Origin of the sequence: Arthrobacter sp. 9AX (assembly GCF_902506095.1) — a bacterium.
GTDB lineage: Bacteria > Actinomycetota > Actinomycetes > Actinomycetales > Micrococcaceae > Arthrobacter.
Genome location: NZ_LR733293.1, coordinates 622,085 through 642,797, shown reverse-complemented (window position 1 = coordinate 642,797; position 20,713 = coordinate 622,085). Strand labels below are relative to the sequence as shown.

Genomic DNA, 20,713 nt, shown 5'->3' with positions numbered 1-20,713 from the left:
GTCACAGTGATGCTCCCTGCGGGACGGGTGTGCGGGTGGATTCAGGGGTGCTGAACGGTAGGGCTTCGCGGGCGGCCAGGTAGTCGTCGCGGCTGCAGAAACTCAGCAGCGCGTCCTTGTCCGGGAGGGTCACCACCCCGGCGGGCTGGAATCCCAGCCGCGCATTGAGTGCATGGATCCTGGTGTTCCGGGCATCCGGCTCCACCACCACACGGTCCACCCCGGGCTTGGCGAACAGGCCGCCCAGCACCGCGTCCATCACCGCCGTGGTGTAGCCGGCCACCGGGCCATTCGACGGCGGCGCCACCAGCAGGTGCATCCCCAGGTCGCCGGGGAGGACGGGATATACAGCGTCCAGCGGCGAGGAGGCCGGGAGGTACTCCTCCATCAGGAAGGCGGGGACACCGTCGTCGAGCCCCAGCAGGGCGTGGTGATGGCCGCTGGCCTGGATCGTCGTGTACTCGTCCACCACGTCCTCAACGCTTGCGGACAGCATGCCCCAGAACGCGGCGTAGGGCCGGGTCACCCAGCTGTGGAGGAGCGGTGCGTCAGCCTGGGCATCGAGGCAGCGGAAAGTGAAGTTCATGCCGGCACCCCTGCCGCAGCGCTGATATCCGCCGGTGCCCCGAACTGCTGGAACGCGATGCTGCGCTCCACAGGGTACACCTCCCGGCCGGTGATTTCGCGCAGGATGCAGGAGTTCCGGTACGCGCCCATGCCCAGGTCCGGCGTGACGAAACCGTGCGTGTGCAGCTCGGCGTTCTGGACAAAAATCTCACCGGGTTCAACCCCGGTACTGTAGTTCCGGTCCACCGCAAACCTGCCTGCGCCGTCCCGGGCGAGGCGGTCCTGGATGCCGGCCAGGAAGGCCGGTTCCCGGTAGCCGTAACCGGTGGCGAGCACCACGGCGTCGCTGTCCAGGGTGTAGGCGGAGCCCTGCTCGCCGTGGTCCAGGTGCAGGGTGTAGGTTCCGGCTTCCGGATTCCAGCGGGCACCCGTCAGCGTGGAATGGGTCAGCAACCGGGTATCCACCAGGCCGGAAATGCTCCTGGCGTACAGCAGGTCGTAGATGGCGTCGATCAGGTCCGAGTTGATGCCTTTGTACAGGTTCTTCTGGGTTTTGTTCAGGTAGTCGCGCTGGTGCTGCGGGAGGCCGTGGAAGTAGTCCACGTACTCGGGTGAGGTCATCTCGAGGGTCAGCTTGGTGTATTCCAGCGGGAAGAACCGGCCGGAGCGGGTGACCCAGTTCAGCTGGTACCCGTGGGCGTCCGACTCCTGCAGCAGCTCATAATAAATCTCGGCGGCGCTCTGGCCGCTGCCCAGGATGGTGATGCTGCGCTGCTGCTGCAGTTCGGCCTTGCGTGCCAGGTAGTCTGCGTTGTGCAGGACCAGTCCCCCGCAGCCGGCGGCCGCATCGGCCACCATCGCCTCAGCCGACGACGGCACGTACGGGGAGGTGCCGGTGCCCAGCACCAGCCGGCGCGCCTGCAGTACCTCGGGCCCGTCCGGGCCCGAGACGGAAAGCCGGTACAGGCCGTCGTCGTACGCCGTTTCCAGCACAGTTGTGCCAAAACGGACGCCGGGCAACTGCCCGGCCACCCACTGGCAGTACTGGTTGTATTCGGCCCGCAGCGGGTAGAAGTTCTCCCGGATGTAGAAGCGGTAGAGCCGTCCGGTCTGCTTCAGGAAGTTCAGGAACGAGTATGGCGAGGTGGGGTCGGCCAGGGTGACGAGGTCCGCCATGAACGGCACCTGGAGGTGGGCAGGTTCCAGCATCATGCCTGGGTGCCAGTCGAAGGATTCCCGGCGTTCCAGGAAGACGCCGTCCAGCCCCTCCAGGGGCTGGGTCAACGCGGCCAGGCCCAGGTTGAAGGGCCCGACGCCGACCGCGGCGAAGTCGTAGATTCTGCCGGAGTTGGGGGTGCTCACGCGGATACCTCGCTCTGCAGCAGTCCCGCGCCGGTGCGGCGCAGGAAGTTGATGATCTGGGAAATGTCCCCGAGGGTGGCCTCGGCGTTGAGGAGGGTGAATTTCAGGTAGTGCCGGCCGCCCACCTTGGTGCCGGCCACTACCGCTTCCCCGGAGGCGAAGATGGCGGCGCGGATGGCAGGGTTCAGCGCGTCGGCAGCATCTTCGGAGAGGCGCCCGCCGCTGGCCAACCGTGGCCGGTAGCGGAAAACCAGGGTGGACAGTTGCGGCGGGGCGGCGAGCTCGAAGTCGTCGTCCGCGGCGAGAAGCGTTCCCACCCGGGCCGCGAGGTCGATGGCTTCGTCGAAAAGGGCACCAATGGCGTCCCCGCCCATGATCCGCAGGGTGAGCCACAGCTTCAGGGCATCGAACCGGCGGGTGGTCTGGATGCTTTTGTCCACCTGGTTGGGGATCTCGGCGAGGGCTGCGCTTTCCGGGTTCAGGTAGTCCGCGTAGTAGGTGATGTGGCGGAGCATGGTCCTGTCGCGGACCAGCAGGGCGCTGGAGCTGACCGGCTGGAAGAAGGTCTTGTGGAAGTCCACGGTAACCGAGTCAGCGAGCCTGGTGCCGTCCAGGAGGTGGCGGTAGCGGCCGGAGACCATGAGGCCGCCGCCGTAGGCGGCGTCGACGTGGAACCAGGCGCCATATGCCCTGGCGAGGGCGGCGAGTTCCGCAAGCGGATCCACCGCACCGAAGTCGGTGGTTCCTGCGGTGGCCACCACTGCCATCGGGGTCAGGCCGGCGCCGCTTGCCGCTGCCATGGCTTCGGCGAGGGCGGCAGGGTCCATTCGGTGGTCGCCGGTGCAGGGGACGGTGATCACGGCGTCGAATCCCATCCCCAGCAGGGAGGCCGACTTCTGGATGCTGAAGTGGCTGTCCTCGGACGTGAAGATCCGCAGCGAATCCAGCAGGGCCGGCAGTCGGAGTCCGGCGCGGGCAGGGTCCTGGCGGAGGCCGGCGACGGCGTGGTTGCGGGCGATCAGCAAGGCCTGGAGGTTGGATTGGCTGCCGCCGGAGGTGAAGATGCCGTCGGCGTCGTCGCCCAGGTCCAGCCTTTCGGCGCTCCAGTCAATGAGGCGCCGCTCGATCATGGTGGCGCCGGCGCTTTGGTCCCAGGTGTCCATGGAGGAGTTCACAGCGGACAGGACGGCCTCGCCCACCAGCGCCGGAATCACCACGGGGCAGTTCAGGTGTGCGGCGTACTTGGCGTCGTGGAAGTAGATGGCGTCACGCAGGTACACGTCTTCGAGTTCCTGCAGGGCTGCTGCCGTGTCCGGCAGGGGTGTTTCGAGGTCCACCGCACCGACGCGGGCCTTCACTTCGGAGGGTCCGACGCCGGTGAACGGCCGGGTGGTCCGCTCCAGTTTGGTGGCCACGGCCGTGACCCCCTGCAGCACCTGCGCCACGTACCGTGGCGAGTTGCGTGCGTTGAGGAGGTGGTTGCTGGCCGAGAGAGCGAGTTCCACCCTGGAGCCGAAGTCCTTGCCCGGCGGGTCCTGTTCGCCTCGCGGCTCGTCCACTTCTAACTCATCAAGGCGGGGCATCAGCGGCACTGGTCATCCTTCGGTCGGCGTTTCACTCCATTGCATAGGTAACCCTTACTTAGGTGAGCCTTTTAATCAAACTTCCGTGATGTATTTACTGGAACAGCTATCTTTCCGCGGTTTTTAGATGTTCGCGTAGCGTCATTGACTGGCGGCAACCGGCCATCTGCCGCAAAATGTCCCCACCGGTGGCAGCGGCGGCGCTGTTAGGGCGTCGCAGCTCAACAAAAGCGGCCTTGGATGTGACCTGGGAAACACGGGGATTTGTTTTGAGATTAGTAAGCATGCTTTGCTTATGGGGTAAATCAACTTCCGCAAGCAGTCGCGGCGGGCCTGCCAATGCCGGCAGTCCCGTAAGAAGCCCAAGGACGAACATCATGACCAGCGCTATAAAAGACCAGTTTCCCGCCCCGACGGAAACTGCAGAAGCAGTTCCCATGAGCTCCATCCGCACCCCGGATCTGGGCTTGCTGGACACGCTGAGCACCAAGATGCATTGCCGCACCCCGATGAAGCGCGTGGACCCGGACGAAACACCGCTGTACCAGCCGGTACTCGTGGACGGCGCCCGGGTTGTTCCGGTCGGCGCCCGCCTGCCGTCCGCCGTCGGCCTGTCACCCGCGGTGGAAACCTACCGCTGCGCCTGCGGCTTCACCATCGACGTCCCCGCAGCCGCGGAACACGCCCTGGCCAGCTGACCCGGGGCGCCCGGCATTCTCCGGATTTTTCCGGCCGGCTAAGCCCCCAGGCCGGTCCTGACCGGCTGCTCCGGCCAGTCAACGCACTGTTCGTAGTCCTCGTGCTTGCGCAGGTAGGCGGCGATGAACGGGCAGTGGGGGATGATCCGCTTTCCCGCTGCCACAACGTCGTCCAGCGCGAAGTGGGCCAGGACCTTGCCCAGGCCCCGGCCTTCGAAGTCGGGCGATGTTTCAGTGTGGGTGAAGTCGATGTGGCCGGGCAGGTCCCGGTAGAAGGTCTGGACGGCGAGTTTGCCGCCCACAAGCAGTTCGTAGCGGTGCTGCGCGTCGTTGCGCCGCAGCGAGACGTCGGGGGTGAACCTATCCTCGGTGGACATCATGTTCTCGGTCATGGTTCGACCATGGCACTACTTCACTCCGCTGGCAATGCCCCGGCGCCCCCTCCTGCGCCCGCCCCCGGAGGTGGGCCGCGCGGCCCTGCGACTCCTGCCCGGTATTCCGCCGAGCATGACGACGGCCATAGCGAAGCACACCGCACCGGCCCCCAGCACTGCCAGCGAAAGTCCGCCCAGGGCGGCGGCCGAGACGGGAAGGAAGACCACAACAACGCCGGCCGCCACGGCAGGAGGACGTGCGCCCAAGGTGCCGGCCGCCGTCGGCCGTCCCTCCAGGCGGCCGAGGGCAGCCACCACCGGCAGCAGCAGCAGGAGCAGGGCCAGGAGCACCACAGGCCTGGCCCACCACCACGCCGCCGTGCCCGACTCCGGTTTGGGAATGGGGGTGAGCAGGAGCAGCCCGGACATCCCCACCAGCAGCGGCAAGTGCCAGAGGTACACGGTCAGCGAGCAGGCTCCCGCCACAGACAGCAGGGCCTTCACCCAACGCAGGGAGCACAGCGGCGCCAGCGCCGGGCGGGCAAGTTCAAGGACGGCAGCCTGCGAAACGCCCAGCAGGAGCAGGCAGAGGCTGGGAGGGTTGAGGTTCACCAGCATGTTTCCCGGGTAGAGCCCGAGGCCCGTGACAATTCCCAGGACAAGATTGGCCGACACCACGATCCCCACCAGCCCTGACCCCGAAACCCTCGCCCAGTACCCGTCCGCTGCCAGGAACCCCAACTGCTGCACGGCGCACCACAGGAACACCAGGTTGGCGTTGGCCAGGATGGGGAGGGCGCCGCGCAGGCAGTCCACGGCCACCACCAGCCCGGTGAAGGCACCCAGGGTGAGCCACGGGGCCCGGGCGTGGCAAGCGGCCAGCAGCGGGATGTTCAACTGCGCCGCAAGGTAAGCGGCCAGGAACCACAGCGGCATCGCGGCACCTGCGGCCATCAGCTGGACCACCTGCGGGTCCACCCCAAGCAGCCCTGCGGTCCACAACCCCAGGAACATCACCGCCAGCAGCGCCATGGCAGGCCGGACCAGGCGCAGCAGCCGGACCCGGACGAACTGCGCCCCCGTTCCGCCGCCGGCCTTGAGTCGCCGCCACGACTGCAGTCCCGTGATGCCGCCGGTGACAAAGAACAGCGGCATCACCATAAAAATCCAGATCACGGGCTCGAACCAGTCCTGCTCCGCGAGGGTGTTCTGGGTGGTCACCGTCCCGTCCGCATGCAGCAGCGGGCTGACCATCATGCAATGTCCCACAACCACCAGTGCCAGGCAGAAGAAACGCACAAGGTCGATGACGGCGTCGCGGCCGCCCGTCGCAGCCAGCCGCGATCCCCTCCCCTGCCTGGCAATGCCGAACACCGTGTTTCCCCTTTACGGCAACGTTGCGCTGCTCACAGCACTATTTTGCGCCTGTCCGCCCTCCCCACAAGGGTGGGAGTGCCGCTGCTGAGTCAGAGCGCCACCGCCAGGAGGCCGAGTACGACGGCGAGCAGCGGCGGGGTGCCTTGGATGGCGGCGGGCCGGAGGTACTTCCTGCCGGTTGCGGCCAGGACTGCGGCGGCCAGGAGCATGGACCCGCAGCTGGAAAAGACCAGGGTCCAGCCCACCACTTCCTGCGCCGAGCCTCCGGCACCCAGTGCCACGCAGCCAACCCCGATGAACGCTCCAATGGCCAGGAACAGATTGTAGAAGCCCTGGTTGCAGGCCAGCGGCCGGGTGGTTTCGGCGTCGGCCTGGGATGCCACGCCAAAGCGCTTCCACGTGGCCGGCCTGGTCCAGGTGACCGACTCCATGCTGAAAATGAAGACGTGCAGCGCGGCGGCAATGAAGGCAAAAAAGAGGGAGGCCAGGATCATTGCTTGATCCCAGCCCCCCTCTCAGCGAAGAGTTTGGCTGCCCTACCGGGTGAGGGTCGCCAGGGTGGTGCTGGCGAAGCTGCCCACAGACTGGTTCCAGTGGCCCAGGAGCCCTTGGAGGTTTTCGCCGTCGGACCGGTGGGCCGGCAGCTGCTCCTGGAGGGTGGCGAGCACGCCGGTGCGGAGCTCGGTGTTGAAGTTGACCTTGCCCACGTTCATGGCGGCCGCCTTCACGAGCTCTTCGGCCGGAATGCCGGAGGCTCCGTGCAGCACCAGCGGAAGGTGCGTGCGCACCGCGATGTCCTGCAGCACGTCCCAGCGCAGCTGCGGCTCGCCCTTGTACTTGCCGTGGACGTTTCCGACGGCGACTGCCAGCAGTTCCGCGCCGGTCCGGGACACAAAGTCCTCCACCTGCGCCGAGTCCGTCAGCCCGGCAACGGACACGCCGGCCTGGTCTGCGGGCTGGTCGGCAGAGAAGGCGCGGTCTTCGTCGCCGGCGAGCCCGCCCAGCTCTGCTTCCAGCACCACGTCCGGACCCAGCAGGCGGCGGGCCGCCAGGACCAGCGCGATGTTGTCCTCATAAGGCAAGGACGAACCGTCGGCGAGGGCCGAATCCGCCCCCGCTGTGACGGCGTCGGACATCACTTGAAGGTCCGTGGCGTGGTCAAGCTGCACGGCGACCGGCACGGCGGCGGCGTCCGCCAGGCCGCGGAGGGCTCCGATGAGGCGCAGGCCGTTGGGCGTGGCAGCCGTCTTGGGAGCGACGAGCAGGATGACGCCGCGGCCGGCTTCTTCGGCCGCCGCCACCACGGCCAGGGCCGTGGTGAAGTCGTAGCAGGTGAACGCCGGGACGGCGGAGCGCTGCTGGAGGGCGGAGGTGACCAGGTGGTCGAGTCGGGTGCGCATCAGACGCCGAGGCCTCCCACCAGGATCCAGGCGACGAACGTCAGGGCGAAGCCGGCCAGGCCCAGGATGGTGGTGAGGACGGTCCAGGTTTTCAGGCCGTCGGATACGGTGAGGCCGTAGTAGCGCACCACGGTCCAGAACCCTGCGTCGGTGACGTGGGACAGGCCCAGCGCGCCGAAGCCGATGGCGATCACGATGACGGCGATCTGGGCAGGGGTGTAGCCGCCTTCCATCACGGCGGAGGTGAGCAGGCCGGTGGTGGTCACGATGGCGACGGTGGCCGAACCCTGTGCTGCGCGGAGCGCCAGGGAGATCACGAAGCCGAGGGCGATCACGGGCAGGCCCAGGTGGTCCAGGGTCTGGGACAGTGCGGCGCCGATGCCGGAGGTGCGCAGGACTTCGCCGAACACGCCGCCGGCGGCAACCACCATCAGGATGGAGGCGATGGGAGGCAGCGCGCCTTCGAAGATTTCACCCGTTTCCTTCAGCGACCAGTTACGGCGAACCGCCAGCAGGAAGAAGGACAGCGCGACGGCCACCAGCAGGGCGAAGAACGGGTTGCCAACGAACGCGGCCAGGCCGTACCAGGAGTTGTCCTTGGGGATGGTGAGCGTGCCCAGGGTTCCGATCAGGATCTGCACGATCGGGGCCGCGATGAGGAAGATGATCAGGCCCGGACGGGGAGGTGCGATAGTGGCGGCACCGGGGCCGTCGTGGCCCACCTTGACCAGGGAGTCGGACCCGAATTCCTCAACCTGCGCCTTGACGGACGGCAGCAGCTCGTAGTCCTTGCGGTTCATGATGCTGGCCACCCAGTAGGACAGGAAGCCCAGCGGAACGCAGATGACCAGGGAGATCAGGGTGATGAGTCCAATGTCGGCGCCGAAGACGCCTGCGCCTGCCACGATGCCCGGGTGCGGCGGAACCGCCACGTGGATCGCGAGCATGATGCCGGCCATGGGCAGGCCGAACTTGACCGGGTGGACCTTGGCAATCTTGGCAAAGGCGTACACGATCGGCACCAGGACGATGACGCCCACCTCGAAGAACACGGGGATGGCCACCAGGAAGCCGACGGCAGTGAGGGCCACTGCCACGCGCTTGGCACCGAGCTTTTCGGTGAAGTGGGAGGCGAGCGACTGCACGCCGCCGGATACCTCAATCATGCGGCCCAGGACGGCGCCGAGGGCGATCAGCAGCGCCACTTTGCCCATGGTGCTGCCAACACCGTTGGCCACAACGGTGAAGACGTCCTTGAGCGGGATCTGGGCGGCGACAGCAACCATGATGCTGACGGTGAGCAGGGCAACGAAGGCCTGGATCTTGAAGCGGATGATCATCACCAGCAGGACGGCGATGCCGAGGGCTGCGATGGTGAGCAGCAGCGGGGTGCCGAGCTCCACTGCGGGTTTGATGGCTGGGGCGTCAGCCGCCCGCACTATGAGCGGGCTCAGAAGGTGGTTCATGACGGGTGTCTCCTTTGACGAGCCAGTCTTCCAGAAGACGGGCTATCAGGCGCTGGTTATTTCTAAAGGGGGGAACGCTGGGAACTGCATGGGGGACTGCCGGAAGGCATGGCGACGGCGGAGGGGCCCGCCGTCGTCGTCCTTGCTTTGGGGTTAGTTGGTGCGCTTGGTGGGGGCGACCACCTTGATGACGGCGGAGTCATCGGCGGCGGCGAGGCCCTGGGCCTGGCCCAGCAGGTAGAGCTGCTCGGCGGCGGCGGCAACGGGGGCTGCCAGGCCGGCGGCGCGGGTGGCCTTGCCCACGATGCCCATGTCCTTGACGAAGATGTCGAGGCGGGACAGGACCTCGGCGCCTTCCTCGTTGTACGCCTCGAGGATGCGGGGTCCGCGGTTGGACAGCATAAACGAACCGGCGGCGCCGGCTTCGAGGGCGGCCAAGGTCTTGGCCTGGTCAAGTCCCAGCGCGTCGGCGAGGGCCATGGCCTCGGCGGCGGCGGCAATGTGCACGCCGCAGAGGAGCTGGTTGACGGTCTTGAGGGCCTGGCCGTCGCCGGGCTTGTCGCCCACCACGGTGAGGGTGGAGGCGAGCAGTTCCAGCGCGGGTGCTGCCTTTTCGCGGGCTTCGGGGGAAGCGCCGACGACGATCAGCAGGTCGCCTTCGCCGGCGCGCTTGGGGCCGCCGGACAGCGGGGCGTCAACGAGTTCGACGCCGTATTCGGCCAGCTTGGCCACGGTGGCGGGGATGGCTTCGGTGCCCACCGTGCTGCCAAGGATCACGACGGCGCCCGGCTCCAGTACGGAGGCCACCCCGGTCTCGCCGAAGAGGACGTCGTTGAGCTGTTCTCCGTTGCGGACGGCCAGGAGCACGGCGTCGGCGCCCTTGGCAGCTTCGCGGGCGGTGCTGAAGGTGGCGATGCCGGCTTCCTGGGCGAGCTTGAGGCGGGGCTCGGCGATATCGAAGCCGTGGACGGTCAGCTGGGAGGCCATGCGGGTGGCCATGGGAAGGCCCATGGCGCCGAGGCCCAGGACGGTGACGGTGTAGTTGCTGGTCATGGTGTTCTCCATTGAATTTGTGCGGTGGGGACTAGAAAGTGTTGCTGAGCTTGCGGGTGACGTCGGCGAGGGACTGGTCGTCCCCCACGTTGCCGGCGAAGACGATGTACGGGATGCCCTTTGCGGGACCGTCCACCGGCTCCCAGAGCGAGACGATGCCGGGCAGCATGGGCCCGCGGACGATCGCGTGGCGGATTTCCAAACCGTGCGCGGCCACGTCGGAGGAGGTGATGCCGCCCTTGGCGATGACGAAACGCGGCGGGAAGGTCTTCAACGTACGGTTCACTACCGCGACGACGGCGGCGGACACCGTGCGTGCGATCCGCAGGCTTTCGGCGGGGTCGTCAGTTTTGATGAGCAGGCGGCTGGTGTGGACGATGACGTCGCCGCCGCGGAGGGCCTCGACGACGGCGTCCACCGTCTGGTCCAGGTGCCCCTTGGCTTCGGCTTCGGCACCGAGGAGCTTCTCGACGTCGATCTCGATGATGCGGGCGGCACTGTGCTGTTCGGTCAGTGCCTGGAGCTGGCGGGTGGTGACGCCAACATGGGATCCGACGACGATGAGGCCGCCGGCTTCCGACGGGGCGTTGCCCTCGAAGGCCTCCCCGGCGGTCAGCGGGGTGCGGATTTCCTGGCCGATGCGGCCGCGGACAAACGGCGGACCCACGCGGTAGAGGAGCTTCTTGCCGCGGCGTTCGGCTTCCTCCAGGCCAAGGGCAAGGGCGCGGAAGTCGTTCTCCGTGACGATGTCCGCCACGATGGGCGTGGAGTCGGTGGCGGATTCGATGGCGTCCGCGATGGCTTTGGCGGAGATGGCAGGGTCCTGGGCGGCCGCTCCGGCGCGGATGATGTTCAGGTCCAGCACGATCACTGAATCGGCCGCGAACCGGCCCTGCGACTTCTCCTCCACATAGTCCGCCATCACGGAGGTGGCAAAGCCGAAGGTGGCATCCTTCGCAAACTCGGTCTCGGACACAGGGGTGAGTGTCCCTGCCGTGTCGCCGGTTCCGCGCATGTAGTGGAGGCCGCCGATGGTGACCCGCCCGGCGTCCGGGAAGGCCGGGACCAGGACCACGCCGTCGGTCTTTTCTCCACTGACGTCCGCCACGGTGGCGGCGATGACGTCCGGCTCCAGCGGGTAGTGGCCGCGCAGGGTGGAATCGCTGCGGCTGACGAAGCCGAGGCGGAGCTTTTCAGGGGATCCGGCAGCGGCGAGGGCGTTGCGGACCACTTCTTCGTTGCGGGCGGCAGCTTCGGCGGGGTCCAGGCTGCGGGTGTTGGTGAGGACGTAGACGGCCGGCTTGGACTGGCCGAAGGCCCAGATGAAGTCCTCAACGTCCCAGCGGGTGAGCACGGGCAAATCTGCCACGGACTGCGTTCCGGTGGGGTCGTCGTCGAGCACTACAAGGACGCGGGGGGTCTCCGCATTGGAAGCGGCCAGCGTGCCGGCCACCAGTTCGGCGGGAATCGCGACCTCGGCCGGGTAGGCGGCCAGAACGTCTGCTTCAAGCGTCACAGTGCACTCCGTTGTGTATGTATCCGGCATCGCGGATCCTGGATTTTGTCGAACTGTAAGATGTCTGACATCTTGCATTTGAATGCTAGTGTGGCACAGGACATAAAGACGCGCAAGTAGACTTGTCTGACATATCCACGAGGGCACGCAACGGGGGCAGCATGGCAAGGAAATCGCTGGTTGGCGAGGTCGCCGACGAGCTGCTGGACCGCATTATCGGCGGCGAGTTTCCGCCCGGTTCATTGGTTCCCGGAGAACATGAACTCAGCGCCCGGCACGAAGTCAGCCGGATGACCGTCCGCGAAGCCATGAAGACCCTGGAGGCGCAGCACATCCTCAGCGTGGAACGGGGCCGCGGTACGTTCGTGAACCCGCTCAACCGGTGGGCATCACTGGAAGCCGTGCTTCGCGCCGCCTCCGAGGGCAAGAACGAGGCCGAAGCCTCCATCCAGCTCATCGAACTGCGCCGGATGCTCGAGACGGGCGCGTGCGAACTCGCGGCGGGACGGATCAGCGACGCCGATGTCGGGGTGCTGTTTGGCTATGTGGCCGCCATGCGCGCCGCCCATGAGGTGAACGATGTTGCCGCGTTCGTGGAAGCGGACCTCGCCTTTCACGATCTGATCCTGCATGCCTCCGAGAACGTTTTTGTGGCCGTACTGTTTGAGCCGCTCCATCGGGTGCTGGAAAAACGGCGGACCGAAACCTCGGCCGTGCGCCAGATCCAGGAACACGCCATCGGGCACCACCAGAACATCGCCGAAGCGCTGGAATCGCGGGACGCTGGACGCTCACGTGAAGCGATGGACGCGCACATGCAGCAGACCCTGGACGACCTCAAGAACCTGGTGCTCGAGTCCAAGTAGCCCGCTCCCCCGGGCTTAGGGGTGCGGGCGGCCGGTGGTTCCGCGGACCACCAGCGCAACGCCGGCCTGGTGACGGTTTCTCAACGGAACATCGGGATAGAGGCTGGTCAACGTTCTTGAACTGCTATTAGTCTTCAAGAACGGCCCGCAACCGGGAGACCCAAGGCAATCACGAGGAGCGAAGTTGTCCAACCACACGTACAGCATTTCTGAAATTGTCGGCACGTCGGATCAGGGAGTGGACGACGCCGTCCGCAACGGTATCGCCAAAGCATCCCAGACACTGCGCAACCTGGACTGGTTCGAAGTGAAGGAAATCCGGGGGCACCTGGAAGAGGGCAAGATCGCCGACTGGCAGGTGACCATCAAGCTCGGCTTCCGGCTCGAAGAGCACTAGTCCAACCCGGACTGGCCCGCAGTCAGCGTCGCGAAACCCCATACAGGGACGTTAACTGCGGGCCAGTTTTGGGTTAATCAGTTCGCCGAGACGGCACCTGCCGAGCGCCGCCGCCATACGGTCGGGACGCCGTCGAACGCGGGAAACACGTGGCCTTCGAAGAAGGACAGCACCGTGTGCGGATCAAGATCGGGGCTCCAGAGCCCGGACACCGGGCAATGCGAGCCGGTGGCGGTGGAGGGAGCGCCGGCAGCCGACGCCTGGCGTTCCTTGAGCAGTGCGATGCGTTTCATCCTTGAGACCATCCTTGGGTAAGCAGTTCGTGCTTCCAGCCTAGGAAGGCTACAGCGGCTTCCCAATGGGCTCGTGGCCAGAATCAGTCCGTGTGGCTGGCCAAATGTACAGCGCCACCCGCCGCGGCTACTCCCTGTCCCCTGCGGCGGCCGGGGTGTCTGCGGCGTCCACAACCGGGGCGGGCCGCTGCTGTTCCCCCGCCTCTGCGCCGAGGCTGCCCAGAAGGGCGAGGGCGTCCGACGACGGCGAGCCGGGCCGCGCGGAATAGGCCCTGAGCATCTGGTCGGGGTCGTCCGGGAGGACAAGGGTTTCAAAGTTCAGTTCGAGATCGCCCACGGCGGGATGGTGCAGGCGGACGGTCCCCGCGGACCGGCTTGCGACGCGGTGCCCCGCCCACCACTGCCGGAAGCACTCGCTGTTGACTGCCAACTCGCCCACCAGGTGGTTGGCCTGCGGGTCGTTCGGGTGCCGGCCCACATCGAGGCGGAGCGCTCCGGCAGCTTCGGCGGCCACCGTCTTCCAGTCGCGGAACAGCTCCCGGGCGGCGGGGTCGAGGATGAGCCAGCGGGTCAGGTTCCTCTCCGCCGGCGGCAGCGCGGGGAAGTCGGTGAACAGCTGGAACGCCAGCGGGTTGCCGGCCAGCACGTCACTGCGGCGGCCCAGCACCAGGGCCGGCACGTCGCCCACGGCTTCCAGGAGATGGCGCAGCGCGGGGCGGACTCCCTGCGCCGGTTGCCCGGCGGACCGTGGCGAGGCTGCACAGTTCTCCAGCAGGTCCATCATGTGCGCGTGCTCGCTGGTGCTTAGCCGGAGTGCCCGGGACACGGAGTCCAGCACGGTGCGTGAGGGGTGGATGTTGCGGCCCTGTTCCAATCGGACGTAGTAGTCGGTGCTGACTCCCGCCAGCCGGGCAACCTCCTCGCGCCGAAGGCCTGGCACCCTGCGGGCACCGGACGCGGGCACGGCCCCGATGTCCTCCGGGCTCAGCCGGGACCGCATGGCTTTGAGGAATTTTCCGAACTCGGCGCTTTGACCCATGCAGACCATTGTGACCCGCGCCGGCCACCCCGTTCTACAACGAGGGTAGGACTGGCAGTCCTAGGAAAAACAAGATCAGCCTTGGTTACTGACATCGCGGGCAAAACTGCATAGGCTCGATAACGAGGCAGTGGAAACCGCTTTCTCACGGTCGATTCCACGGCACCCAACCCAGTACCTTTCAAGGAGCCACCCATGTCAGAGCTGACACTGAACAACGGCGTTACCATCCCCCAGCTTGGTTTCGGTGTTTTCCAGGTGCCGCCGGAGGACACCCAGCGGGCCGTCGAGGACGCCCTCGAAGCGGGATACCGCCACATCGACACCGCCGCCGCCTACAGCAACGAGGCAGGCGTGGGGGCAGCCATCGCGGCCACCGGGCTTCCACGCGAGGACATCTTTGTTACCACCAAGCTCCGGAACGGCGATCAGGACCGCGCCCAGGCCGCATTCCAGGACAGCCGCAAGACACTCGGCCTGGACTACGTGGACCTATACCTCATCCACTGGCCCGTTCCTTCCCAGGGCATGTATGTGCAGGCCTGGAAGGAACTGGAGCGGCTCTACGAAAACAAGGAGATCCGGGCCATCGGCGTCTCCAACTTCCTCGGCGACCACCTGGACAACCTGCTGGCATCCTCCGACATTGTTCCGGCCGTGAACCAGATCGAGCTGCACCCCAGCTACCAGCAGGCGGAACTGGCGGAAAAGTGCCGAAGCCTGGGCATCGCGGTGGAAGCGTACAGCCCGCTGGGCCAGGGCGGTGACCTGAACGGCAGCGCCGTGACCGCCGTCGCCAACGCCCACAACGCCACCACCGCCCAGGTGGTCCTCGCCTGGCACCTGGCCGCCGGGAACATCGTGATCCCCAAGTCCGTGAATCCCGGCCGGATCCGGGAAAACTTCGCTGCCTCAACCCTCACGCTGTCCGCCGAGGAGCTCGCAGCCATCACGGCGCTGGAATCCGGGGCCCGCCTTGGCTCGGATCCCGCCGTCGCCTCCTTCACGCAGCTGTAGCAGCACCCCACCAAAGGATTCAGACAATGCAGTACACCCACCTTGGCCGTTCAGGCCTCAAAGTCTCCCGGCTGTGCCTGGGCACCATGAACTTCGGCCCCCAGACGGAGGAGGCCGATGCCCACAGCATCATGGACTCCGCCCGCGAACAGGGCATCAACTTCTTCGACACCGCCAACGTGTACGGCGGCGCCGGCCACCGCGGCTGGACCGAGGAAATCATCGGCCGCTGGTTCGCCAAGGGCGGCGATCGCCGCGAGCACACCGTACTGGCCACCAAGCTCTACGGCACCATGACGGACCGGCCCAACGAATCCAGGCTCTCCGCGCTGAACATCCGCCGCGCACTGGATGCGAGCCTGAAACGGCTGCAGACGGACTATATCGACATCTACCAGTTCCACCACATCGACAGGGACACCCCCTGGGACGAGGTTTGGCAGGCCATCGAAGTGGCCGTCCAGCAGGGCAAGATCCTGTACTCGGGGAGCAGCAACTTCGCCGGCTGGCACATCGCCCAGGCCCAGGAAGCGGCCCGGCGGCGGAACTACACCGGCCTGGTCAGCGAGCAGTCCATCTACAATCTGTTGACGCGCGACGTGGAACTCGAGGTCGTCCCGGCCGCCCAGCAATACGGGCTGGGACTCATCCCCTGGTCTCCGCTGCACGGCGGACTCCTGGGCGGGGTGCTGAAGAAGGAGCACGACGGCGTCCGGCGCACCGAAGGACGCGCGGCCGAAACGCTGAAGAAGCACCAGGACCAGATCCGGCAGTACGAGGACTTCGCTGACGAACTCGGCCAGGAACCCGGCGACGTGGCCCTTGCCTGGCTCTTGCACCAGCGGGCCGTCACCGCGCCCATCGTGGGGCCGCGGACCCGGGAACAGCTCGACGCCGCCATCCAGGCCCTGGACGTCACGCTCGACGCCGACGCCCTGAAGCGGCTCGATGACATCTTCCCCGGGCACAAGACGGCACCCGAAGACTACGCGTGGTGAACCCACTCGTTCGCGAGGCCGATACGGTTTCGCCGAGAAGCGTCCTGTTTATCGGCGGCACCGGGGTCATCAGTGCGGCGGCCGCAGAACGCGCCGCCGCACTGGGCCACCGGCTGACCATCCTCAACCGGGGCCGGTCCACGAGGCCGGTTCCGGAAGGGGTGGAAACCCTGTCCGCGGATGTCCGCGACGCCCCGGCGGTCCGGGAGGCGCTGGCCGGCCGGGAGTTCGACGCCGTTGCGGACTTCATCTCCTACACCCCGGACCAAGCCAAGGCCAGCCTGGACCTGTTCGCCGGGCGCACCGGACAGTACGTCTTCATCAGTTCCGCCTCGGCCTACCAAAAGCCGCCCACGCGGCTGCCCATCAGGGAATCCACGCCGCTGAAGAACCCGTTCTGGCAGTATTCGCGGGACAAGATCGCCTGCGAGGAGCTTTTCTTCGAGGCCTACCGCGAGCAGGACTTTCCGGTGACGGTGGTGCGGCCGTCGCACACCTATGACCGGACCAAGATCGCGATGGTGGGCGGCTGGACGGACCTCCACCGGATGCGTGCCGGGCTGCCGGTGATGGTGCACGGCGACGGCACCTCGCTCTGGACCCTGACCCACAGCCGGGACTTCGCCAAGGCGTTCGTTGGGCTGCTCGGCCGGCCCCAGGCCGTGGGCGAGAGCTACACCATCACCTCGGACGAATACCTGCCCTGGAACCAGATCTACCAACTGTTTGCCCGGGCAGCGGGTGTCAGGGAGCCGGAGCTGGTCCACGTCGCGTCGGAAACCATCGCCGCCCACAGCCAAGAGCTCGGCGCAAATCTGTTGGGCGACCGCTCCCACTCGGTGGTGTTCGACAACAGCAAGATCAAGTCCCTGGTGCCCGATTACCGCGCCACCATCCCCTTTGCCGACGGCGCCCGCGAAATCGTGGACTGGCACGACTCCCACCCGGACCTCCAGGTGGTGGACCGGAACTTCATGGACCTGAGCGACCGGTTGATTGACTGGGCTCAGCGGGGCACCTGATCCGGCCCGGCTGAGCCGGTTGGCTGACGCGCCGCAGTGGAAAGCGCCCGAGTCTGTTGCGCAGCTGCGTGCAGCGGGCCTGCCGAGCTCTTCTACAACGTTCTAGATACCGCCTTTCCCGCGGTGCCGCAAGGCTTGTTTTCTCCGCACCCCCACTACTAAGTTACTGGGGAAGCGTTTTCCCATCTCAGAATTGAAAGGATTCACTAATGAATCCCTCCCGAACTCCTGCGCGCCTGCTCTCCGTCGCAGCCGCCGGCGCGGCACTCACGTTCGGCTGCCTGGCAGCCCCGGCATCCGCCGTCGGGCCCTCCCCCAAGCCCGGCGTCCCCGGCGTCCAGCTGGATCACCTGGATCGCGGCCTGGTGGCGGCCAAGACATCCGAAGGAGTGTTCCTCAGCTGGCGCCTGCTCGGCCACGAAGCCACCGGATCCTCCGCCACCGGACTCACGGGCACTGACTTCAACGTGTACCGGGACGGCCAGAAGCTGGCCACGGTCACGGACAGCACCAACTTCCAGGACCCCGCTGGAACGGCGGCGTCGAAATACGAGGTGCGTGCCGTCGTCGGCGGCGCTGAAGTGGACCACGGCGCAACCGCCACCTCCTGGGGCGGCAACTCCAAGGACATTCCGCTGAAGAAGCCGGCAGACGGTGTCACCCCCGCGGGCCAGGCCTACACGTACTCCGCCAACGATGCTTCCATCGGTGATGTGGACGGCGACGGCCAGTACGAATTCGTGGTCAAGTGGGACCCAAACAACTCCAAGGACGTCTCCCAGGCTGGCTACACCGGCAACACCTACGTGGACACCTACAAGGCGGACGGCACGCTGCTCCACCGGATCGACTTGGGCGTGAACATCCGCTCCGGAGCCCACTACACCCAGCTCCTGGTCAACGACTTCGACGGCGACGGCCGCGCCGAGATGATGATGAAGACCGCGCCGGGGACCAAGTCCACCAACTTCAACGCCGACGGCAGCGTTGCCTCGGAGAACTTCATTTCCCTGCTCCAGCAGGACATCAAAGCCGGCTACGCCAACTCGGATGACTACCGGATGAGCGCGGCAGACTACTACCAGCACATGGTGAAGACCTTCCAGGGCTGGACGGAGCACCAGGAGGTGAAGGCCGGCCGTTGGCCCGCCACGCTGGAGGAAGCGTTCGGCATTGCGAAGAAGTACCAGTACCCGCTGTCCCAGGCCGACGCCGAGGCGCTGACGGACTACTTTATGGACGTCTATGCCCCGTCGCGCAGCGCCCGGAACAACCTGCGCGCTTTTGAAGGCTTCATCGTGTCCGGCCCCGAGTACCTCACCGTGTTCGAGGGTGCCACGGGCAAGGAGCTCAAGACCGTTGCCTACCAGCCGGACCGGCACGACGACGGCCTGATGTGGGGCGACTACGCCATGGCCCGGATCGAACCGGGAAACCGCGTGGACCGGTTCCTCGCCGGCGTCGCCTACCTGGACGGCAAGAAGCCCGCGGCGGTCTTCGCCCGCGGCTACTACACCCGCACCACACTGGCGGCGTACACCTGGGACGGGTCCAACCTCTCGCCCGTCTGGAACGTGGACTCCGGCTGGACGCCGATGACCAACCCGTTCAACGACAGCCCGCACGGCCGGGACGGCACCGACCCGGAATTCGGCAAGCTCACCACGCAGGGCTTCCACTCCCTCAGCGCCTCGGACGTGGACGGCGACGGCAAGCAGGAGATCGTCTACGGCTCGGCCACGATCGACGACGACGGGTCATTGCTGTACAGCTCATTCGACACCCTGCCGGTCGGCAGCGCCGCACCCGGCGAGGAGGCACGGCTGGGCCACGGCGACGCCATGCACGTCACCGACATCGACCCGAACCGCCCGGGCAAGGAGATCTTCACCGTCCATGAAGGTGCCACCTACGCGCCCTACGGCTACGCCATGCGCGACGCCGCCACCGGGGAGGTCCTCTTCGGCGAGTATTCCGGCAAGGACACGGGCCGCGGCATGATCGGTGACGTAGATCCCTCCGTTCCCGGCATCGAGAACTGGGCCATCGGCATGCAGTCCGCCGACGGCGACAAGCTTTCCCCGTCTGCCCCGGGCACCAACATGAGCATCAAGTGGGCCGCCGACATGACCACGCAGATCGTCAACGGCGCCGGCGACCAGACAACCACCATCGATGACTGGAAGCGCGGCCGGCTCCTCACCGCAACGGACACCCGCACCAACAACGGCACCAAGGGCACCCCGAGCCTGGTGGCAGACGTGGTGGGCGACTGGCGTGAGGAACTGCTGGTACGGGCCGCCGACAGTTCCGTCCTGCGGATGTACCTCAGCACCGAAGTGACCAACCACAAGCTCTACACCCTGATGCACGACCCGCAGTACCGGGCAGAGGTTGCCCGGCAGAACACCACGTACAACCAGCCCGCCTACACGGACTTCTACTTCGCCTCAGACATGGACTTCGGCAACGTCCCACTGCGGGCCGCGTGGTTGCCCGGCAGCGTGAAAGCGCTGGAGCACGTACTGGAGGACCTTGTCGACTCAGGGGACGTGGCAGGACCGGTGGGCAGCCAATTGACGGCGAGCGTCCAGCAGGCGGCGAAAGCAGTGGACGACGGCAACGCGGCCAAGGCGGCACAGGCGATCCAGCGCTTCGTGGACTTCCTCGGCCAGCAGAAGGGCCCGGACAAGGTGTCCGACACTGCCCGCGTATCGCTGACGTACAACGCCGAAAATATTCTGCGGGCGTTTGAGGGCCAGGACGGCCGGATAAGGGAGAGACTGTTGGAATGACACTTGCACCGCTGATCAAACTCAACGACGGTAACGCCATTCCCCAACTGGGCCTCGGCACCTGGCCGCTGGACGACGACCAGGCAGCGACCGCCGTCGTACAGGCCCTGGAAGCCGGGTACCGGCACATCGATACTGCCGTGAAATACGGCAACGAGCGTGGCGTGGGGAACGGGGTGCGGGCCAGCGGCGTAGACCGCGGGGAGCTGTTCATCACCACCAAGCTTGATGGGCAGTTCCAGGGCAACGACCGCGCCGTTGAGGGGCTGAACGGGGCGCTGGAGCGGCTGGGGCTCGACTATGTGGACCTGCTCCTGATCCACTGGCCGCTGCCCCAGCGCGACGACTACGTGTCCACGTGGAAGACCTTCGAGCGGTTGCAGGCGGAGGGCAAGGTCCGCTCCATCGGCGTTTCCAACTTCAAGCCGGCCCACCTTGAGCGTTTGATGACCGAAACCGACGTGGTGCCGGCTGTGAACCAGATACAGCTGAGCCCAGCCATAACCCGGACGGCGGAACGGGAATTCCATGAAAAGCACGGAATTGTCACCGAGTCCTACAGTCCGCTGGGTGGATCCGGGGCCAGCCTGCTTGATGCTCCCGTCCTGGTCCAACTGGCCGAAAAACATGGCAAAACACCTGCTCAATTGGTTCTTCGGTGGCATATTCAGCACGGACTTGTAACGATCCCGAAAACAGCAAATCCGGAGCGGATGAGGGAGAACCTGGAGATCTTCGACTTCGCCCTGGATCCGCAGGATCTCGCGGAACTGACCATCCTCGACGAGGGCCCCGGCGCGGGCCTTGACTCGGACCTCACGGGCCACTAAACGGCCCTGAAGTGCACCTTTCCTCCTTCCCGGGGTTGGCAAACGGATAGTAAGCATGAT

Annotated in this window: 21 protein-coding genes; 8 read left to right on the top strand and 13 right to left on the bottom strand. The window is 66.4% G+C overall.

The genetic code is table 11. The features are described from left to right. Position 1: 1 nt before the first annotated feature. The 4 genes from BACI348_RS02965 to BACI348_RS02950 all read right to left on the bottom strand — a co-directional run bounded on the left by BACI348_RS02965 (position 2) and on the right by BACI348_RS02950 (position 3,891). The gene (locus BACI348_RS02965) at positions 2–586 is read right to left on the bottom strand and encodes a GNAT family N-acetyltransferase (RefSeq protein ID WP_159823882.1); all 585 of its coding nucleotides are present in this window, start codon (positions 584–586) and stop codon (positions 2–4) included. Beyond that, positions 583–1,929, bottom strand: a complete 1,347-nt coding sequence (locus BACI348_RS02960) for a lysine N(6)-hydroxylase/L-ornithine N(5)-oxygenase family protein (protein WP_159823881.1) — start codon at positions 1,927–1,929, stop codon at positions 583–585. Before BACI348_RS02960 ends, BACI348_RS02965 begins: the two co-directional genes overlap by 4 nt. Further along, positions 1,926–3,521 (bottom strand): pyridoxal phosphate-dependent decarboxylase family protein, encoded by a 1,596-nt coding sequence (locus BACI348_RS02955; RefSeq protein ID WP_442858486.1) that lies wholly within the window; start codon positions 3,519–3,521, stop codon positions 1,926–1,928. Before BACI348_RS02955 ends, BACI348_RS02960 begins: the two co-directional genes overlap by 4 nt. A 97-nt stretch (positions 3,522–3,618) precedes the next feature. Further along, positions 3,619–3,891: a hypothetical protein gene (locus BACI348_RS02950; protein ID WP_159823880.1), complete on the bottom strand. Its 273-nt coding sequence runs from the start codon at positions 3,889–3,891 to the stop codon at positions 3,619–3,621. Between BACI348_RS02950 and BACI348_RS02945 the strand changes: the two genes are divergently transcribed. After that, positions 3,890–4,210, top strand: coding sequence for a hypothetical protein (locus tag BACI348_RS02945; RefSeq protein WP_159823879.1), 321 nt, complete (start codon positions 3,890–3,892; stop codon positions 4,208–4,210). The genes BACI348_RS02950 and BACI348_RS02945 overlap by 2 nt on opposite strands. Before the next feature lie 38 nt (positions 4,211–4,248). On the opposite strand, the gene BACI348_RS02940 is transcribed toward BACI348_RS02945, so the two are convergent. The 7 genes from BACI348_RS02940 to BACI348_RS02910 all read right to left on the bottom strand — a co-directional run bounded on the left by BACI348_RS02940 (position 4,249) and on the right by BACI348_RS02910 (position 11,396). Further along, positions 4,249–4,602 (bottom strand): GNAT family N-acetyltransferase, encoded by a 354-nt coding sequence (locus BACI348_RS02940; protein WP_159823878.1) that lies wholly within the window; start codon positions 4,600–4,602, stop codon positions 4,249–4,251. Between the two features lie 15 nt (positions 4,603–4,617). After that, positions 4,618–5,958, bottom strand: a complete 1,341-nt coding sequence (locus BACI348_RS02935) for an acyltransferase family protein (RefSeq protein WP_442858485.1) — start codon at positions 5,956–5,958, stop codon at positions 4,618–4,620. Between the two features lie 92 nt (positions 5,959–6,050). Continuing rightward, entirely contained in the window at positions 6,051–6,455 is a 405-nt protein-coding gene (locus BACI348_RS02930; protein ID WP_159823877.1) for a DUF1304 domain-containing protein, read from the bottom strand. A 42-nt stretch (positions 6,456–6,497) separates the two neighbouring features. Continuing rightward, on the bottom strand, positions 6,498–7,361 hold the full coding sequence (locus tag BACI348_RS02925) for a class II fructose-bisphosphate aldolase (protein WP_159823876.1): 864 nt from the start codon (positions 7,359–7,361) through the stop codon (positions 6,498–6,500). Further along, complete coding sequence (locus tag BACI348_RS02920) at positions 7,361–8,827, bottom strand: GntP family transporter (RefSeq protein WP_159823875.1); 1,467 nt, start codon at positions 8,825–8,827, stop codon at positions 7,361–7,363. Before BACI348_RS02920 ends, BACI348_RS02925 begins: the two co-directional genes overlap by 1 nt. A gap of 153 nt (positions 8,828–8,980) precedes the next feature. Further along, a complete protein-coding gene (locus BACI348_RS02915) occupies positions 8,981–9,880 on the bottom strand; it encodes an NAD(P)-dependent oxidoreductase (protein WP_159823874.1) in 900 nt (299 codons plus the stop codon). A gap of 31 nt (positions 9,881–9,911) precedes the next feature. Continuing rightward, positions 9,912–11,396 (bottom strand): four-carbon acid sugar kinase family protein, encoded by a 1,485-nt coding sequence (locus BACI348_RS02910; RefSeq protein ID WP_159823873.1) that lies wholly within the window; start codon positions 11,394–11,396, stop codon positions 9,912–9,914. Between the two features lie 161 nt (positions 11,397–11,557). Here BACI348_RS02910 and BACI348_RS02905 point away from each other — a divergent pair, with 161 nt between their 5' ends. Beyond that, positions 11,558–12,262: a FadR/GntR family transcriptional regulator gene (locus BACI348_RS02905; protein WP_159823872.1), complete on the top strand. Its 705-nt coding sequence runs from the start codon at positions 11,558–11,560 to the stop codon at positions 12,260–12,262. A 184-nt stretch (positions 12,263–12,446) separates the two neighbouring features. Beyond that, positions 12,447–12,659 carry a dodecin gene (locus BACI348_RS02900; protein WP_104043363.1) on the top strand — a complete coding sequence of 71 codons (213 nt, stop codon included), beginning with the start codon at positions 12,447–12,449 and terminating at the stop codon, positions 12,657–12,659. 77 nt (positions 12,660–12,736) lie between these two features. Here BACI348_RS02900 and BACI348_RS02895 read toward each other — a convergent pair whose 3' ends face one another. Both BACI348_RS02895 and BACI348_RS02890 read right to left on the bottom strand, forming a co-directional pair. Then, positions 12,737–12,952: a hypothetical protein gene (locus BACI348_RS02895; protein ID WP_159823871.1), complete on the bottom strand. Its 216-nt coding sequence runs from the start codon at positions 12,950–12,952 to the stop codon at positions 12,737–12,739. Positions 12,953–13,079: 127 nt separating this feature from the next. After that, the gene (locus tag BACI348_RS02890; protein WP_159823870.1) at positions 13,080–13,991 is read right to left on the bottom strand and encodes a helix-turn-helix domain-containing protein; all 912 of its coding nucleotides are present in this window, start codon (positions 13,989–13,991) and stop codon (positions 13,080–13,082) included. A 195-nt stretch (positions 13,992–14,186) separates the two neighbouring features. On the opposite strand from BACI348_RS02890, the gene BACI348_RS02885 reads away from it, so the two are divergent. The 5 genes from BACI348_RS02885 (at position 14,187) to BACI348_RS02865 (ending at position 20,653) form a co-directional block, all read left to right on the top strand. Beyond that, positions 14,187–15,008 carry an aldo/keto reductase gene (locus BACI348_RS02885; RefSeq protein WP_159823869.1) on the top strand — a complete coding sequence of 274 codons (822 nt, stop codon included), beginning with the start codon at positions 14,187–14,189 and terminating at the stop codon, positions 15,006–15,008. Between the two features lie 26 nt (positions 15,009–15,034). Then, the gene (locus BACI348_RS02880; protein WP_159823868.1) at positions 15,035–16,006 is read left to right on the top strand and encodes an aldo/keto reductase; all 972 of its coding nucleotides are present in this window, start codon (positions 15,035–15,037) and stop codon (positions 16,004–16,006) included. Beyond that, on the top strand, positions 16,000–17,028 hold the full coding sequence (locus tag BACI348_RS02875) for an SDR family oxidoreductase (RefSeq protein WP_159823867.1): 1,029 nt from the start codon (positions 16,000–16,002) through the stop codon (positions 17,026–17,028). The genes BACI348_RS02880 and BACI348_RS02875 overlap by 7 nt, the downstream gene beginning before the upstream one ends. 209 nt (positions 17,029–17,237) lie before the next feature. Continuing rightward, positions 17,238–19,823: a rhamnogalacturonan lyase gene (locus tag BACI348_RS02870; protein WP_159823866.1), complete on the top strand. Its 2,586-nt coding sequence runs from the start codon at positions 17,238–17,240 to the stop codon at positions 19,821–19,823. Continuing rightward, positions 19,820–20,653: an aldo/keto reductase gene (locus tag BACI348_RS02865; RefSeq protein ID WP_159823865.1), complete on the top strand. Its 834-nt coding sequence runs from the start codon at positions 19,820–19,822 to the stop codon at positions 20,651–20,653. Before BACI348_RS02870 ends, BACI348_RS02865 begins: the two co-directional genes overlap by 4 nt. Positions 20,654–20,713: the final 60 nt, after the last annotated feature.

Coding starts and splice junctions, on each gene's coding strand:
- BACI348_RS02965 (WP_159823882.1), bottom strand. CDS start 586: ATGAACTTCACTTTCCGCTGCCTCGATGCCCAGGCTGACGCACCGCTC.
- BACI348_RS02945 (WP_159823879.1), top strand. CDS start 3,890: ATGACCAGCGCTATAAAAGACCAGTTTCCCGCCCCGACGGAAACTGCA.
- BACI348_RS02950 (WP_159823880.1), bottom strand. CDS start 3,891: ATGATGTTCGTCCTTGGGCTTCTTACGGGACTGCCGGCATTGGCAGGC.
- BACI348_RS02940 (WP_159823878.1), bottom strand. CDS start 4,602: ATGACCGAGAACATGATGTCCACCGAGGATAGGTTCACCCCCGACGTC.
- BACI348_RS02930 (WP_159823877.1), bottom strand. CDS start 6,455: ATGATCCTGGCCTCCCTCTTTTTTGCCTTCATTGCCGCCGCGCTGCAC.
- BACI348_RS02925 (WP_159823876.1), bottom strand. CDS start 7,361: ATGCGCACCCGACTCGACCACCTGGTCACCTCCGCCCTCCAGCAGCGC.
- BACI348_RS02920 (WP_159823875.1), bottom strand. CDS start 8,827: ATGAACCACCTTCTGAGCCCGCTCATAGTGCGGGCGGCTGACGCCCCA.
- BACI348_RS02915 (WP_159823874.1), bottom strand. CDS start 9,880: ATGACCAGCAACTACACCGTCACCGTCCTGGGCCTCGGCGCCATGGGC.
- BACI348_RS02905 (WP_159823872.1), top strand. CDS start 11,558: ATGGCAAGGAAATCGCTGGTTGGCGAGGTCGCCGACGAGCTGCTGGAC.
- BACI348_RS02895 (WP_159823871.1), bottom strand. CDS start 12,952: ATGAAACGCATCGCACTGCTCAAGGAACGCCAGGCGTCGGCTGCCGGC.
- BACI348_RS02890 (WP_159823870.1), bottom strand. CDS start 13,991: ATGGGTCAAAGCGCCGAGTTCGGAAAATTCCTCAAAGCCATGCGGTCC.
- BACI348_RS02885 (WP_159823869.1), top strand. CDS start 14,187: ATGTCAGAGCTGACACTGAACAACGGCGTTACCATCCCCCAGCTTGGT.
- BACI348_RS02880 (WP_159823868.1), top strand. CDS start 15,035: ATGCAGTACACCCACCTTGGCCGTTCAGGCCTCAAAGTCTCCCGGCTG.
- BACI348_RS02870 (WP_159823866.1), top strand. CDS start 17,238: ATGAATCCCTCCCGAACTCCTGCGCGCCTGCTCTCCGTCGCAGCCGCC.
- BACI348_RS02865 (WP_159823865.1), top strand. CDS start 19,820: ATGACACTTGCACCGCTGATCAAACTCAACGACGGTAACGCCATTCCC.